Annotated in this window: 17 protein-coding genes and 2 pseudogenes; 13 read left to right on the top strand and 6 right to left on the bottom strand. The window is 40.2% G+C overall.

From position 1 onward, the window contains the following. Both PWP39_RS07965 and PWP39_RS07960 read left to right on the top strand, forming a co-directional pair. Positions 1-89 (top strand): annotated as a pseudogene (locus PWP39_RS07965) (IS6 family transposase); the annotation flags it as partial. A 24-nt stretch (positions 90-113) separates the two neighbouring features. After that, positions 114-563: a DUF835 domain-containing protein gene (locus PWP39_RS07960; protein WP_353851443.1), complete on the top strand. Its 450-nt coding sequence runs from the start codon at positions 114-116 to the stop codon at positions 561-563. Here the strand turns inward: PWP39_RS07960 and PWP39_RS07955 are convergent. Beyond that, positions 560-1,765, bottom strand: coding sequence for a methionine adenosyltransferase (locus PWP39_RS07955; RefSeq protein WP_011013005.1), 1,206 nt, complete (start codon positions 1,763-1,765; stop codon positions 560-562). The two genes, PWP39_RS07960 and PWP39_RS07955, sit on opposite strands and share 4 nt — an antisense overlap. A gap of 155 nt (positions 1,766-1,920) precedes the next feature. Between PWP39_RS07955 and PWP39_RS07950 the strand changes: the two genes are divergently transcribed. From PWP39_RS07950 to PWP39_RS07935, 4 genes are read left to right on the top strand one after another with little or no spacing between them, the layout of a single operon-like run. Continuing rightward, positions 1,921-2,790, top strand: a complete 870-nt coding sequence (locus PWP39_RS07950) for a toprim domain-containing protein (RefSeq protein WP_288073417.1) — start codon at positions 1,921-1,923, stop codon at positions 2,788-2,790. After that, positions 2,765-3,625 (top strand): site-specific tyrosine recombinase/integron integrase, encoded by an 861-nt coding sequence (xerA, locus tag PWP39_RS07945; protein ID WP_011013007.1) that lies wholly within the window; start codon positions 2,765-2,767, stop codon positions 3,623-3,625. The genes PWP39_RS07950 and xerA overlap by 26 nt, the downstream gene beginning before the upstream one ends. After that, positions 3,626-4,534, top strand: a complete 909-nt coding sequence (locus tag PWP39_RS07940) for a pantoate kinase (protein ID WP_288073416.1) — start codon at positions 3,626-3,628, stop codon at positions 4,532-4,534. Next, positions 4,527-4,742 carry a hypothetical protein gene (locus tag PWP39_RS07935; protein ID WP_288073415.1) on the top strand — a complete coding sequence of 72 codons (216 nt, stop codon included), beginning with the start codon at positions 4,527-4,529 and terminating at the stop codon, positions 4,740-4,742. Before PWP39_RS07940 ends, PWP39_RS07935 begins: the two co-directional genes overlap by 8 nt. Here the strand turns inward: PWP39_RS07935 and PWP39_RS07930 are convergent. Both PWP39_RS07930 and PWP39_RS07925 read right to left on the bottom strand, forming a co-directional pair. After that, positions 4,739-5,878, bottom strand: coding sequence for a tRNA (guanine(10)-N(2))-dimethyltransferase (locus tag PWP39_RS07930; RefSeq protein ID WP_014835547.1), 1,140 nt, complete (start codon positions 5,876-5,878; stop codon positions 4,739-4,741). The genes PWP39_RS07935 and PWP39_RS07930 overlap by 4 nt on opposite strands. Before the next feature lie 10 nt (positions 5,879-5,888). Next, positions 5,889-6,152: a 50S ribosomal protein L35ae gene (locus PWP39_RS07925; RefSeq protein WP_011013011.1), complete on the bottom strand. Its 264-nt coding sequence runs from the start codon at positions 6,150-6,152 to the stop codon at positions 5,889-5,891. Between the two features lie 91 nt (positions 6,153-6,243). Here PWP39_RS07925 and PWP39_RS07920 point away from each other — a divergent pair, with 91 nt between their 5' ends. The 3 genes from PWP39_RS07920 to PWP39_RS07910 are packed head-to-tail and all read left to right on the top strand — an operon-like array spanning position 6,244 to position 8,321. Next, a complete protein-coding gene (locus tag PWP39_RS07920; RefSeq protein ID WP_011013012.1) occupies positions 6,244-6,912 on the top strand; it encodes a DUF3267 domain-containing protein in 669 nt (222 codons plus the stop codon). A 48-nt stretch (positions 6,913-6,960) separates the two neighbouring features. Continuing rightward, positions 6,961-7,965, top strand: coding sequence for a phosphorylating glyceraldehyde-3-phosphate dehydrogenase (locus tag PWP39_RS07915; protein WP_011013013.1), 1,005 nt, complete (start codon positions 6,961-6,963; stop codon positions 7,963-7,965). A 56-nt stretch (positions 7,966-8,021) separates the two neighbouring features. Beyond that, positions 8,022-8,321, top strand: a complete 300-nt coding sequence (locus PWP39_RS07910) for a family 4B encapsulin nanocompartment shell protein (protein WP_011013014.1) — start codon at positions 8,022-8,024, stop codon at positions 8,319-8,321. Here the strand turns inward: PWP39_RS07910 and PWP39_RS07905 are convergent. Beyond that, positions 8,308-8,901: an ECF transporter S component gene (locus tag PWP39_RS07905; protein ID WP_011013015.1), complete on the bottom strand. Its 594-nt coding sequence runs from the start codon at positions 8,899-8,901 to the stop codon at positions 8,308-8,310. The two genes, PWP39_RS07910 and PWP39_RS07905, sit on opposite strands and share 14 nt — an antisense overlap. Positions 8,902-8,967: 66 nt before the next feature. On the opposite strand from PWP39_RS07905, the gene PWP39_RS07900 reads away from it, so the two are divergent. The 4 genes from PWP39_RS07900 (at position 8,968) to PWP39_RS07885 (ending at position 12,281) form a co-directional block, all read left to right on the top strand. After that, complete coding sequence (locus PWP39_RS07900; protein ID WP_011013016.1) at positions 8,968-9,882, top strand: thiamine-phosphate kinase; 915 nt, start codon at positions 8,968-8,970, stop codon at positions 9,880-9,882. Beyond that, complete coding sequence (locus PWP39_RS07895) at positions 9,866-10,390, top strand: protein O6-alkylguanine-DNA alkyltransferase domain-containing protein (protein WP_011013017.1); 525 nt, start codon at positions 9,866-9,868, stop codon at positions 10,388-10,390. Before PWP39_RS07900 ends, PWP39_RS07895 begins: the two co-directional genes overlap by 17 nt. Beyond that, positions 10,378-11,394, top strand: coding sequence for a tetratricopeptide repeat protein (locus PWP39_RS07890; RefSeq protein WP_011013018.1), 1,017 nt, complete (start codon positions 10,378-10,380; stop codon positions 11,392-11,394). The genes PWP39_RS07895 and PWP39_RS07890 overlap by 13 nt, the downstream gene beginning before the upstream one ends. A 287-nt stretch (positions 11,395-11,681) precedes the next feature. Next, on the top strand, positions 11,682-12,281 hold the full coding sequence (locus PWP39_RS07885) for an RNA ligase partner protein (protein ID WP_011013019.1): 600 nt from the start codon (positions 11,682-11,684) through the stop codon (positions 12,279-12,281). Between the two features lie 2 nt (positions 12,282-12,283). Here the strand turns inward: PWP39_RS07885 and albA are convergent, their stop codons facing one another. Both albA and PWP39_RS07875 read right to left on the bottom strand, forming a co-directional pair. Further along, entirely contained in the window at positions 12,284-12,565 is a 282-nt protein-coding gene (albA, locus tag PWP39_RS07880; protein WP_011013020.1) for a DNA-binding protein Alba, read from the bottom strand. Positions 12,566-12,667: 102 nt separating this feature from the next. Further along, positions 12,668-12,956: pseudogene (locus tag PWP39_RS07875) on the bottom strand (CDC48 family AAA ATPase); the annotation flags it as partial.

Genomic DNA, 12,956 nt, shown 5'->3' with positions numbered 1-12,956 from the left:
ATAATTTTGTTAGGTTTCATTCTCGGTTTGGTTGTCCGCCTGGTGATGTGACTGAGTGGCTTCAAGAGGTGATGCCCCAGTTATCCTGACAGTATCTTTATCAGAGAAGCAAAATAGAAATAAAAGTTCAAATTAAAGATGGGAAAAATTCTCCAAACCTAAAGCCTGGTGGATATATAGTTAGTGCAAGCAAAAGCTTCAGCATAGATTATTCAAAGGCTGTAGCTATAACAAGAAATCCAGAAATTTACAAAAATATTGGAATACCCTACATATGGATATCTAAGGTTGAGGGAGAGAATGCTATCTCCCCAACAAATCTCCCCAAACTTCTCCATACGATGATATCCCTAAGCAAGAAACACCCAGGAGTTACGTTTATCATAGATTCGGTAGAATACTTAGCCCTAGAAAATGGTTTTGAAAGTACCTTTAAATTCCTAATCTCTGCAAAAGATCACTTGATGCTCAATAACTCTTCCTTAGTTTTGATCATAGAAGATAAAGCTTTCAAACCTAATGAACTTGCTCTGCTAAAAAAGGAATTTAAGGAAATTAGCTAGAACACAGAGATCTTGTCCTCGAGAATCATCTTCTGAACTTTTGTTATATTTGCCAACCACTCGTCAGCTATTGAATACGCATCCTTTTCGAATTCCTTCACGCTATGTCCAGGCTTTGGAATTACCTGTATGCTAGCTACTAATGGCTGGTCAATTGGCTTTCCGATCTGACTTAATATTCTCACATAAACTTCCTCCACTGGAAGTGTCTTAGCTATGTCCTCTGCAATTAGCATTGCGAGAATGTTGTAGATCTTTCCAACGTGGCTGACGGGGTTCTTACCCGCAGCAGCTTCCATGCTCATGTGCCTATTTGGGGTTATAAGACCATTAACTCTGTTTCCTCTTCCAACCGAACCGTCATCTCCTGCCTCGGCACTAGTTCCAGTAACTGTTATGTAGTATATCCCTCTCTCGGGATCGTCAGCTGTGTTGACGTATATGTTAACTTTTCTCGAGGTTATCTCTTTAGCTAATTCTTCTACGGCCTCTTTTATCTTGTCCTTTACTTCCAGGTATTCTTTGGGAGTTGCCACTTCACTATCAACAATGGCAGCTGCTATAGTCAAATCGATCTCGTTTCCTCTTCTTAGACCCATTACCTTAATGTCCTCTCCAACGGCTGGGTATTCTTTCTTGAACTTCTCGCTGTTAAGCAACTTCTCAGTTTCAAGAACTAATCTCTCTGTCTCGCTCAATGGGGCGTATCCAACTCCAAATGAAGTATCATTTGCCAATGGAATTGGGTTTTCCCTTGCCTTGTTAAATACACTTACAAGATCAACGCTACCCTGCCCAATTCTTGAATCAATGATAACATGGTTTTCAACGTCTAAGTGTCTAATTGCATTCTTGAGATAGTTCTTTGCAGCCTTAATGGCAACTTCATGAACTGGAAAGAGTTCTTGATCAACTAGCTCAACTGCTCTACCTGAAAGTAAAATGTAGATTGGCTTTACAACCTCTCCACCACCAAACCTGGGATACGCCCTACCGCCGACAACCTCAACTTGATCGGTGTTGTGATGAAGAATTACTCCATACCTCCTAATATACTCCCTACATAGAGCTCTGCTAACCGCTTCAGCGATTCCATCAGCTATGCTGTCTGGATGACCAATCCCCTTTCTCTCTACAAGTTCAACCTGCTGCATCTCCACTGGAGTTCTAACTATCTCCTCAACAACTATGTTCCTCGCCATGAGCGTCACCTCGCTTATCCAACTTTGTCAAATGTTTATATAATTTTCGGCATATAAAATATTCAATCCTTATTACTCCCAGTTATTTAGACCCACAATGCTTAATAGTCCGTCAAGAAAATCAAGTTAAAGAGGGAAAAACCGAGGTGAGGGGAATGACGATAGTTGATGTTAGGATTCTTGTTGAAGGAGCAAGTGACGTTGAAGTTGTTAGTAAAGCTTTACAAGGTTTAGCCCTGGGAAGTGAATATAACATAACCATTTCCTCCATAATTCCGACAACAAACGTAGAGATAGCAAAAAGTGCAGCCGCAGGGGCCGATTTGTTGATAATAGCAACCGACGCAGATAGAGTGGGCAGAGAACTTGCAGAAAGACTATTCACAGAGCTTAGTGAGATGGTAGGGCATATAGAGCGGATGAAACTCCCCCTAGGACATGACTTGGAGCATGTAGATGTTGAACTTGTCAGAAAGGAGTTAAGGAACGCATTAGTTAGGGCAGGTCTAAAAACACTCCAGAGAATTCCAGAATATATGGAGCTCAGAAGAGACTATCTCGACTTAAAAGGTAAATATGAAGAAATTGAAAAAGAAAAAGAAGACCTATTACAAAAAATCGAAGAACTTAAAGCAAAGCTTGAAGAGATAGAGGAAGAATATGCCAGGGTAAAAGAAGAAAATCTTGAATTAAGGGAGCTCCTCAAAAAAAGAGCCAAAGTTTACAAGCTAGAAGAGAAGTGGAAAGAAATGTTCCCAGGAATAAAGATGCCATCAATTGACATATTTAGCAGGGCAATAGAGACACTTGGATTTGCAGGAAAAATAATTGTGGGACAAGGTCATGTGTATGCTGAGGACGACCACATACTCGAACAACTTTTCAAAACAGTCTATCTAAGCCTACAGCTCACACAATCAATTGAAAGGGAGGAAGAGAACATTGAGGCAATTGAAGGGGAAGAAGAGAAGCTTGAAGAAGAAGTAGAGGTCATTGAGAATGAGGGAGAAAACATTGAGGAGTGAGGTACTAGAGGAATTTGCAACGTATCTTGAGCTAGAAGGAAAGAGCAAGAACACGATTAGAATGTACACATACTTCCTCTCTAAATTTTTGGAAGAAGGCTATTCTCCGACAGCAAGAGATGCCCTAAGATTTCTAGCAAAGTTAAGAGCCAAGGGGTATTCAATTAGGAGCATTAATCTAGTTGTACAAGCCTTAAAGGCCTATTTTAAGTTTGAAGGACTCAACGAAGAAGCTGAGAGGTTAAGGAATCCAAAAATCCCTAAAACATTACCAAAAAGCCTGACTGAAGAGGAAGTAAAAAAGTTAATTGAAGTTATTCCAAAGGATAAAATTAGAGATAGACTCATAGTTCTTCTTCTCTATGGAACAGGCCTAAGAGTTTCCGAGCTCTGCAATCTTAAAATAGAGGATATTAACTTCGAAAAAGGATTTTTAACTGTGAGAGGGGGAAAAGGTGGAAAAGACAGAACAATCCCAATTCCACAACCCCTCCTAACCGAGATAAAAAATTATCTGAGAAGGAGAACTGATGACAGCCCATATTTGTTTGTAGAGAGTAGGAGAAAGAATAAGGAGAAGCTCTCTCCAAAAACTGTGTGGAGAATATTAAAAGAATATGGGAGAAAAGCAGGAATAAAAGTCACACCTCATCAACTAAGACATAGCTTCGCCACTCACATGCTTGAGAGGGGAATAGACATAAGGATAATTCAAGAGCTCCTAGGCCATGCGAGTTTGTCTACAACTCAAATTTACACTAGGGTGACAGCTAAACATCTGAAAGAGGCCGTTGAAAGGGCAAACCTATTGGAAAATTTAATTGGAGGTGAGTAAATGCTAATTAGAGCCTTTGTTCCGGCTCATATAACAGCTTTTTTTGTTCCAATAATTAGAGATAACCCTCAAGATTCAGGCTCCTTAGGAGCGGGGATAAATCTTGAGAAAGGAACAAACGTATTTCTAAACATTGAAGAAGGGCTTGAAAGACATATTCATGTTGCGTTTAATGGTGAACCCGTAAAAAAAGAAGAAGCACCTATAACCATGCATGTGGCTAATAAAATAGTGCCAGAAGACTTTGTCGGAGAAATAGAAATCTGGCAGTATTTTGATTTCCCAACTGGATATGGATTTGGCAATAGTGCGGGGGGAGCCCTTGGTTCAGCCTTAGTGCTGGGATATAAGTTTGGAGGAACAGTGCTTAGCCTAGCAAAAATAGCTCATGAAGCTGAGGTTGTCCATAAGGGTGGATTAGGAGATGTAGTAGCTCAACTCACCGGAGGAATTGAAATTAGAATAAAAGAAGGAGGCCCAGGAAAGGCTATTGTTGACAACATAATTAACCATGAATATAAAGTTCTTGCAATACCAATCGGAGAGCTAAGAACAAAAGAAGTCCTCGATGATGATGTTATAAGAACGATAGAAAAAGAGGGCAGAATAAGTCTTCAGAGATTACTTCAAAATCCTACACCAGAAGTTTTAATGAATGAAGCTCGAAGATTTGCGGAAGCAACTGGACTGTTAAGCAATGACTTATTGGAAATTGCAAGGGAGATAGACAAGGTCATATTCCTCCCTTCATCAATGATAATGCTCGGAAAAAGCATATTTGCACTTCTTAGAGATGAAGAAGAAAAAAAAAAAGTAAAAGAAGTCCTAAAAGATCTTGATCTGCACTATGAAATTTGTAGGGTGTATTGGGGAAAGCCCTTAGTGGAGAGGTGGATACCAAATGAGTAAGGATTTGCTTTTCTGGCTAACTATACTTCTAGTGTTGATTTCAGGATACTTGAGTTATAGAAAGAAAAGAATTGAATCACTAATTACCGCCGGACTTGCAGGAGGATTTGCACTTTCATTCATGCTGTATGAAAAGTTCCCAGTATTATTTTCATTCCTCCTAGGTTTTATAGCAACTTTTGCATTTGAATGGACAAGAAAACGCTAATTTTTCCTCATTACTTCAACAAAAACCTCGTAAGGAGCGTTAGTCTTTATTCCAGTTGGAGAAAAGTGTGTTCTCGTCGCCTCATACCCCATGCTTTTTAGCTCTTTTATTATTTCTCCAAGTTTCTTTGGTTCTATCTTGAGCCTTTTTCCCAGGGCGTGGGTATCATAGAATAGAGGGATGTCTAGCTCTTCATGAAGCATGTGGAGTAACTTCAACACTTCTCTATAATTTGCAACTTCAAATCCAGACACCAGGAGCTCCAACATTTCACCCACAACTTTTTCATTCTTTAGAGGGCCAAGCCAAAGAGGACCATAGGCGTTTGGGCGAGTCGAAAGGAAAGATTTTTCCACTTCAAACCTTCCAGTCTTTTCATCAAAGTAAACATATCCAAGATTTTCTAGAGTCTCATCTCCTTTCTTTGCCCCATCTTTAAGTTTTACAAATGCTCTAAAGTAATGATCCTTGTAATATGCAAGGAGCACTTCCATTCCCAGGTCATACTTTGCAGCATACCGAGCTATCACTCCAACTAAAATCCTTGTTCCAACCTCATGACACAGTTCTCCCCTCAAGGGAACTGCTAGGTACTTCCTCAAGCATGCCTTTGGATGAGCTCCACAAAGAGGAGCACCGTCGGTAGCGGTAACTCCCAATATCCCCTTTCTTTTGACGCTCCTAAGAGCGGTATCTAAAAATTCCATTGGAGACCCAAAAGGGTCGAGATCTATGAAATGAAAGTACCTATGCTTTTCTGCCATAAGCCTATTTGCATCATCATTATTGATTACTATTGTCTTTTCACCTTCAAAAATTGCCCTTTTAGCGTTCTCTTTTAATGTTCCCTTAAAGTTTAATAGGACGTTCTTTTTCATGAGTTCATAAGCTAATTCATTAATGTCATTCATCCAAATCTCTTCTGCAGGAGTCTCTAAGGCAAACCTAATTCCCCGAATTCCAGTTGCAGAAAGTGCATCCAAAACAATCTTAGGTTTTAGAACATTCAATAGCAAAACAACTACATCCCTATTTGGAGCCATTCGAGGATTATAAAAAACAGGAGAATCATAAATAGTTTTTGCTTTGGGAACTAAAACTTTAGCTTTCCCCTCATGAACTTCAAATAATTCCATAGACATCCCATTAGACTATTTCCACATAATCTCCTAAGGCCTGTCCTGGAAGTCCTTTTTCAAACCTGGCCCTTACTGCCCCCTTTGTCCCATGAACTCTAACTATTTTGCCCTTCAAAATCTTTCCACTTGGACTCTTCCAGAGAACAAGTCTCCCTATGAGTTTTGAAGCTTCTTCCCTACTGTTGACGTCTAGAGGCTTAATTATCATTACATTGTTGTGTTGGTTCTCCTTACTCCTTCTGTAACTTAGAACGACTCCCTTTATCCTCATTCTCTCACCCCAGCCTAATTTTATTATGTTGTTTTTTAAAGATTATTCCCAAGCAAAAAACATTTATAGGTGACCATTCACTCATGCAAACATGAAAGATTCTATGTTCTTGTATGAATTTGATCTATTTCGATACTCGAAGGATCTCACAGCATTGTCCTTTTTACTGCTCATAGGCTCCTCTCTTACAGTGCACTGGGTTTCTTTATCAATGAGTTCTTCTAGGGATCTCCTACATTATCTTGTTCTTCCCCTAATACTTGTTGTAATCCTCCACGAAGGCCTTCATGCCCTCACAGCAAAACTTAGCGGAGCCAAGACCAGCTTAGGAGTATTAACTAAATATGGGATCATTTTAGCCGTTTATGTTGGCATTAACACTCCTCTTCCAGTTAAAAAAATAAGATACATCACTATAGCTCCAATTATTATATCCATTGTGGCGTTCTTCTTTTCCTGGGTTACATATTCTCCCTTCTGGGCCATATTGTACATTTTCAATACCACTGGAATAGTTGGTGATCTGATAGTCTTCCTAGTTCTTTCAAAGATGCCCTCCGATGCCATTGTTGTAGATGAGGGGACTATTATGAAGTCAAATGCAGAATTTCCAGAACCTTATCCATCTTGGTTCTCTAAGCTTATCATTGGGCTTGCAGTATTGGTATTCCTCTATATTCTCACAAACATTAGAATCGAATTTGAAGTTGTGGGTACTCTTCCTAATCAGACAATGCCAGTAAATAGTCACTTTGAGTGAAAACAACCCTTAAAATTTCATTTTATAATCTAAATCTGGTGAGGTAAAGTGAAAATAAAGGTCGGAATTAATGGATATGGGACAATTGGAAAGAGGGTAGCCTACGCCGTAACTAAGCAAGATGACATGGAGCTCATAGGAGTTACAAAAACTAAGCCTGATTTTGAAGCTTACAGAGCAAAAGAACTTGGAATCCCAGTATACGCCGCAAGTGAGGAATTCCTTCCAAGATTTGAAAAAGCTGGATTTGAGGTTGAAGGAACACTCAATGACTTGTTGGAAAAGGTAGACATAATTGTAGATGCAACTCCCGGAGGAATGGGAGAGAAAAATAAGCAACTCTATGAGAAGGCGGGAGTTAAGGCTATTTTCCAAGGGGGAGAAAAAGCTGAAGTTGCTCAAGTTTCTTTTGTAGCTCAAGCAAACTATGAAGCTGCCCTTGGAAAAGATTACGTGAGGGTTGTCTCTTGTAACACTACAGGGTTAGTGAGAACTCTCAATGCAATAAAAGATTACGTTGATTACGTATATGCCGTAATGATTAGGAGAGCTGCCGATCCAAACGACATTAAGAGAGGACCAATAAACGCTATAAAACCGAGCGTAACAATTCCTTCCCACCATGGACCAGATGTGCAAACTGTAATCCCAATAAACATAGAAACTTCTGCATTTGTAGTCCCAACAACAATTATGCATGTTCACTCAATAATGGTAGAGCTTAAGAAACCCTTAACCAGGGAAGATGTTATTGACATTTTCGAGAACACAACGAGAGTACTCCTTTTTGAAAAGGAGAAGGGATTCGAGAGCACTGCTCAGCTAATAGAATTCGCTAGGGATTTGCACAGAGAATGGAACAATCTTTATGAGATTGCAGTGTGGAAAGAAAGCATAAATGTAAAGGGCAATAGACTCTTCTACATACAGGCAGTTCATCAAGAGAGTGATGTAATTCCCGAAAATATAGATGCAATAAGGGCAATGTTTGAAATTGCCGAGAAGTGGGAAAGCATAAAGAAGACAAACAAGAGTCTCGGCATACTTAAATAACTTTTTCCCAACAAATTTTTTAAGCTTTGAATGCTATGTTAGTATGCGTGTGAGACATGGAGAACAACAACATAATGTCCCAAGTCAAGGAAATTATTGAAGCTGCAATAAAGGAATTAGAAGATGACGGATTTGAGCCAGATATAATCTTAGCTGGCCCTATCTTTATAAGATATCTACCCGAAGATGTCAGACTGAAAGTTTATGAAATTGAGGAACTAGGAAGTGATGCAATTATAGCAGATTCTAAGTATCTCGGCCAAATTAAGAAAGCAGCCAAAAGAATATCAATTGATCCTCTTCTCCAAGAAAAAGAATGGGAAAAGATAATTGAAGAGATACCTACTCAAGAATAGGACCTATTCTCTTTTTCAGAATATATCCCAGTCCTCCACCAATTATAATTCCAGACACTGCCTGAACTATGTCATTGTAGAATTCAGCTACGGCGCCACCTGGGCCGTATAGAACGTATGCTACAGATACATAACCGAGAACCATGACTATGCCTCCAAGAACGGTTCCCAGAAGAATTCTTCCATAATTTGTGGTTCCTTTAGAGAACCAGCCCACTATTACACCTTCAGTTCCTTTTATTACCAGCGTAAAGAGGGCCCAGGATGGATAACCAATTACATCTGCCAAAGCCGAACCAACTCCTCCAGCAAATCCTCCAACTAAAGGTCCAAAGAGAACTGCAACTAGCATTATCATTATATCTCCAAAGTTCAAGTAACCCTGAGACGCGGGAATCGGAATTCTAACAAGCATTGTGGTTACCGTTACTGCAGCTGCAGATAGGGCTGAGATCGCCACAATTCTTGCAACCCTAAACTTCTCCCTGTTAATGAATATGTAAGCAAAGTACCCAATCGCTACTAGCACGACAATTATCTTAAAGTATGTAGCATAAGCCTCTAACGTTGCCTCATTCATTGGCATCACCATTAAATTAAAACTTGACGATAAATATAAACCTTTAACTTGTTATGGTGAGGAAAGATGAAAGAGACCGAAATCATCAAGTTGTTTCAAGAAGAATTGAAGTCAAAAGTGCTTGGAGACGATGCAGGATTTATAAAACTTGGGGACAGATGGCTATTACTAACAAATGACATGTTAGTGTGGAGAACAGATGTTCCCGACTTCATGACCCCCGAAGAAGCTGGAGCAAAAGTTGTTACAATGAACGTAAGTGACATAGCAGCCATGGGAGGAAAGCCGATAGGATTCTTCTTTTCTCTGGGACTTCCAAGAGATATTAACGAAAAAACACTAAGAGAAATTGCCAAAGGAATTAAAAGAGGGACTAAAAGGTACAATGTGGAGGTTCTAAGTGGAGACACAAACGAGAGCAATGAGCTTGTTATAGACGGAGGAGCCATTGGAGAAGCAGAAAGAATTCTCTTGAGAAGTGGTGCAAAACCTGGAGAGGTGGTTTGTGTTACTGGAGATCTTGGTAGGCCTCTAACTGCCCTTCTACTATGGTTGAAAGGAGAAAAAATTCCCAGGGAGATAGCTGAAAAAATGAAAAATCCTATTGCAAGGGTAAGGGAAGGGTTAGAATTAGCAAACTACGCAAGCTCAGCAATTGACATAAGCGATGGACTATCGAAGGAACTCTGGGAGATATCAAAAGCGAGTAAAGTAAAAATAGTTATAGACCCAAATTCGCTTCCAGTACATGAAAAGGTTAAAGAGATCGTTAAAAACCCAGTAGAAGTTGCTCTTGCCAGTGGAGAGGAGTTTGAACTTGTGTTCACGATATCCCAGGAGTATTTGGACATCCTAAGCTTTGAATTTTCTATAATTGGAAGAGTCGAAAAAGGAGAAGGAGTGTATACAACAACAGGAGAAAAAGTGCCAATGCGTGGATGGGAACATTTTGCTGGTGGTAATAATGATATTGGAAGTTAGGAAATTCCAAGTAAAAAATAAAGCAGTTTACATAGGGACATTAAGTGAGGACAAGATTTTTGGAATTATATTTTCTATAGATGAGCCGGAAGTTATAAGGCATAGAATACCAACGCTAATTAACTTTCTTGAAAAAAGGTTAAACAAAAAACTTGAGATAAAGGAGGGAAATAGCGGATTTTCGGATGTTGTCTTTAAAACCCTTATAGGAAAAATAAGTAACGAAGAAGCAGCAGAGTTCATTGAAGTCTCCTATTTAACAAAATTTGAAAGAAAGCTGTATATCTATTTAGTGGAAAACGTTAAAAGAGGAGAGGTAATAACCTATGGAGAGCTTGCAAAGATACTAAACACTTCATCAAGAGCAGTTGGAGCAGCTGTAAAGAGAAATCCCTATCCAATAATAGTCCCCTGTCATCGAGTAATAGGCAGGAAAAATCCCTACTTGTATACTCCAAAACCCGAATATAAAAAGTTCCTATTGGAGGTGGAAGGATGGACAAGCTAAAGTTGTACGTAGCTGGATTTCTCGCTCTAATTATAGGTATAGCAGGATTTATAGTGTGGAAGTGGGGCTTTTGGATGCTAATTAGAATAATTTTAAGCCTGGGATTCCTGGGACTAACATTAATGCTAGCGTTTTTCTTGGCCCTAACAATATATGCAGAGAGCTGGAAATATGCTCTCCTCCTCCTGCCATTCACAATTATTTCAGGATATGCTACTTATCTTTCAATAACTTGGCAGAAACTCAAAGTAATTGGAGGGATTATATTATTCTTCATAGCCGTCTTAGCTTTCGGGATATGGTACATAAGCGAACCCGACCTAAGCATTACCGATAGGTTCAGGAGTGCAGAAAAGCTAGAAAGGATGGGGAAATATAAGCAGGCAGCAAGAAAGTATGAAAAAGCTGGAAACTATCTAAAGGCAGCGGAAATGTACCTAAAGCTAGGATGGCTGGAAAGTGCTGCCTGGGCATATGAAAAGGCTGGGGAGTATGCAAAGGCCGCCGAACTCTATGAGCAGCTCTATGAGAAAGAAAAGGACACCTACTATCTTAAGGAGGCCCATGAATACTGGAAAAAAGCAGGAAACATGGAGAGAGCTGCAAAAGCTTTGGAAAGATATGCTCAAGAGGAACCATGGTTCTGGGAGGATGTAGCTAAGTTGTACGAAGAACTTGGAAATCAGGAAAAAGCCCGAGAAGCATGGATGAAAGCATTAGAATATTACAAAGGAGAAGCTCAAGAAGAGGGAGTATTTTGGGAAGATGTGGGCAACATAGCGAGAAAGTTGGGGATGGAAGAATTAGCAAGAGAAGCTTATCAAAAGTTCCTAGAGTACTGCCTAAAGGAAGCCGAAGAGGATCCAATGTGGTGGAAACATGTTGCTGAGGCTTATGAATATTTAGGGGAGAAAGAGAAAGCGGAAGAAGCTAGAAAGAAGTATGAAGAATATAGGCAAAAGATAATGAAGAGCAACGAAGAAACGTCAAACTTCCCCTCATAATCTCTTTTTTTGAAGTCAACATTATAAACGTCTTAATGTAAAATAATTAACGCCCCCGCAAGCGAGGGCTTGGCTGATCTTAATGAGGCCAGGTGCGACGCGGGGGCAACAGCCCGGCCTCAGCGAGGTCCCCTCGGGAGGTGCCTTCCGCGTCACGGAGTGCCGTGACCGGGGGTAACCCTGGCCGGGCACAGGCCCACCTGGGTTAGCCCGCCTGAGAATGCATACATGCTACGATGAGGGCGGGTGTTACGGGTGGGCCACATATAAAATTCCAGGTGAGGGGTATGATTCGCTTCATCCTAGATACCAGCATTTTCGTTAATCCAGACGTAAGGAAGAAGTTTGGGAATACCCCAACTGAGGCCATGAAAACCTTCCTCAAATACGCTGAGAAGCTCTTTGGAAAAGTTGAATTTTACATGCCCCCTGGGATCTACAAGGAAGTCAAAAACTTCTTGGAAGATATTCCCCCCGAGATGGAACTTTACATAATAAAAAAACCTCCAAATGTTCACGATATAAAAATCCCCGCATTCGTAGTCTATGAGCTAATAGAGGATATAAGAAGGAGAGTTGACAAGGGACTTAGAGTAGCAGAGAAGGCTGTTAGAGAGAGCGTAATAGACACCAACAACGTTGACAAAATAATACAAAAGCTGAGAAGAAATTACAGAAAAGCTCTAAGAGAGGGAATTGTTGACAGCACTGAAGATTTTGAGCTTATACTGCTAGCAAAGGAGATCGACGGGATTATTGTATCAGCTGACGTTGGAATTCTCACTTGGGCAGAGAAGATGGGAATTAAATGGGTTGATGCATTTAAATTTAAAGAACTATTAGATGAGCTAGTAGAAAAGGTTGAAAGTGAAAAGGAAAGGAAATGAAATCAGACCTTTCTCTCTAGAACGATCTCAATAGTTGAAGTGTTTGTTGTTCTACCGTCTGCAGTTGGAAGCTCCTCAGTACCGATCTTAATCTCCTTAATGTCAACGGTGTCCTTGAGGAACCTGTTTCTGACGATTTCTGCTACATCAACAGCTCTGCTAATAGCCCTACCACGGGCCTTTATTGAGACCTCCTTTGCTCCCTCGTTGAACTGGGTTATTACGGCTAGGACATAGTTCATAACAGGCTTCTTTCCAATGTAAACAACGTGCTCCTCAGCCATCTCTTGCCACCTCCTGAGTTTGTCATCAACGAAATGTTGAGATACAGTTAAATACTTTTCGGTCAGCGTCCAAATTAATGTTGAAGAAAAAGGTAAAGGAAATCAGCCTCTGGCCTGCTTGAACTTCTCTTGGACTTTGAGGTAGTATTCCATGGTTTCTTTACTTACTGAAGGTCCAATCTTCTTTAATGCCTCTTCAAAGTCCTTCATTGTTACCTTAGCCACTTTCCTTATTTCGTCAGCTTTCATGCCTTCCTTGATTATTCCTTGCTCAAGGGCCCTTCTCATGGCATTTAGTGCTGCTTCTCGGCAGACTGCTGCTATGTCTGCACCAGTGTAACCTTCAGTCCTCCTGGCCAACTCTTTCAAGTCAACGTCATCAGCCAATGGC

The sequence above is a fragment of the Pyrococcus sp. genome (assembly GCF_030153625.1).
In the GTDB taxonomy this organism is placed as follows: domain Archaea; phylum Methanobacteriota_B; class Thermococci; order Thermococcales; family Thermococcaceae; genus Pyrococcus; species Pyrococcus furiosus.
This window is presented reverse-complemented; position numbering and strand designations above follow the sequence as displayed.

Bases quoted from the DNA above. Each gene is read 5' to 3' on its own strand.
- PWP39_RS07955 (WP_011013005.1), bottom strand. From the start codon at position 1,765: ATGGCGAGGAACATAGTTGTTGAGGAGATAGTTAGAACTCCAGTGGAG.
- PWP39_RS07950 (WP_288073417.1), top strand. From the start codon at position 1,921: ATGACGATAGTTGATGTTAGGATTCTTGTTGAAGGAGCAAGTGACGTT.
- xerA (WP_011013007.1), top strand. From the start codon at position 2,765: ATGAGGGAGAAAACATTGAGGAGTGAGGTACTAGAGGAATTTGCAACG.
- PWP39_RS07940 (WP_288073416.1), top strand. From the start codon at position 3,626: ATGCTAATTAGAGCCTTTGTTCCGGCTCATATAACAGCTTTTTTTGTT.
- PWP39_RS07935 (WP_288073415.1), top strand. From the start codon at position 4,527: ATGAGTAAGGATTTGCTTTTCTGGCTAACTATACTTCTAGTGTTGATT.
- PWP39_RS07930 (WP_014835547.1), bottom strand. From the start codon at position 5,878: ATGGAATTATTTGAAGTTCATGAGGGGAAAGCTAAAGTTTTAGTTCCC.
- PWP39_RS07925 (WP_011013011.1), bottom strand. From the start codon at position 6,152: ATGAGGATAAAGGGAGTCGTTCTAAGTTACAGAAGGAGTAAGGAGAAC.
- PWP39_RS07920 (WP_011013012.1), top strand. From the start codon at position 6,244: ATGAAAGATTCTATGTTCTTGTATGAATTTGATCTATTTCGATACTCG.
- PWP39_RS07910 (WP_011013014.1), top strand. From the start codon at position 8,022: ATGGAGAACAACAACATAATGTCCCAAGTCAAGGAAATTATTGAAGCT.
- PWP39_RS07905 (WP_011013015.1), bottom strand. From the start codon at position 8,901: ATGAATGAGGCAACGTTAGAGGCTTATGCTACATACTTTAAGATAATT.
- PWP39_RS07900 (WP_011013016.1), top strand. From the start codon at position 8,968: ATGAAAGAGACCGAAATCATCAAGTTGTTTCAAGAAGAATTGAAGTCA.
- PWP39_RS07895 (WP_011013017.1), top strand. From the start codon at position 9,866: ATGATATTGGAAGTTAGGAAATTCCAAGTAAAAAATAAAGCAGTTTAC.
- PWP39_RS07890 (WP_011013018.1), top strand. From the start codon at position 10,378: ATGGACAAGCTAAAGTTGTACGTAGCTGGATTTCTCGCTCTAATTATA.
- PWP39_RS07885 (WP_011013019.1), top strand. From the start codon at position 11,682: ATGATTCGCTTCATCCTAGATACCAGCATTTTCGTTAATCCAGACGTA.
- albA (WP_011013020.1), bottom strand. From the start codon at position 12,565: ATGGCTGAGGAGCACGTTGTTTACATTGGAAAGAAGCCTGTTATGAAC.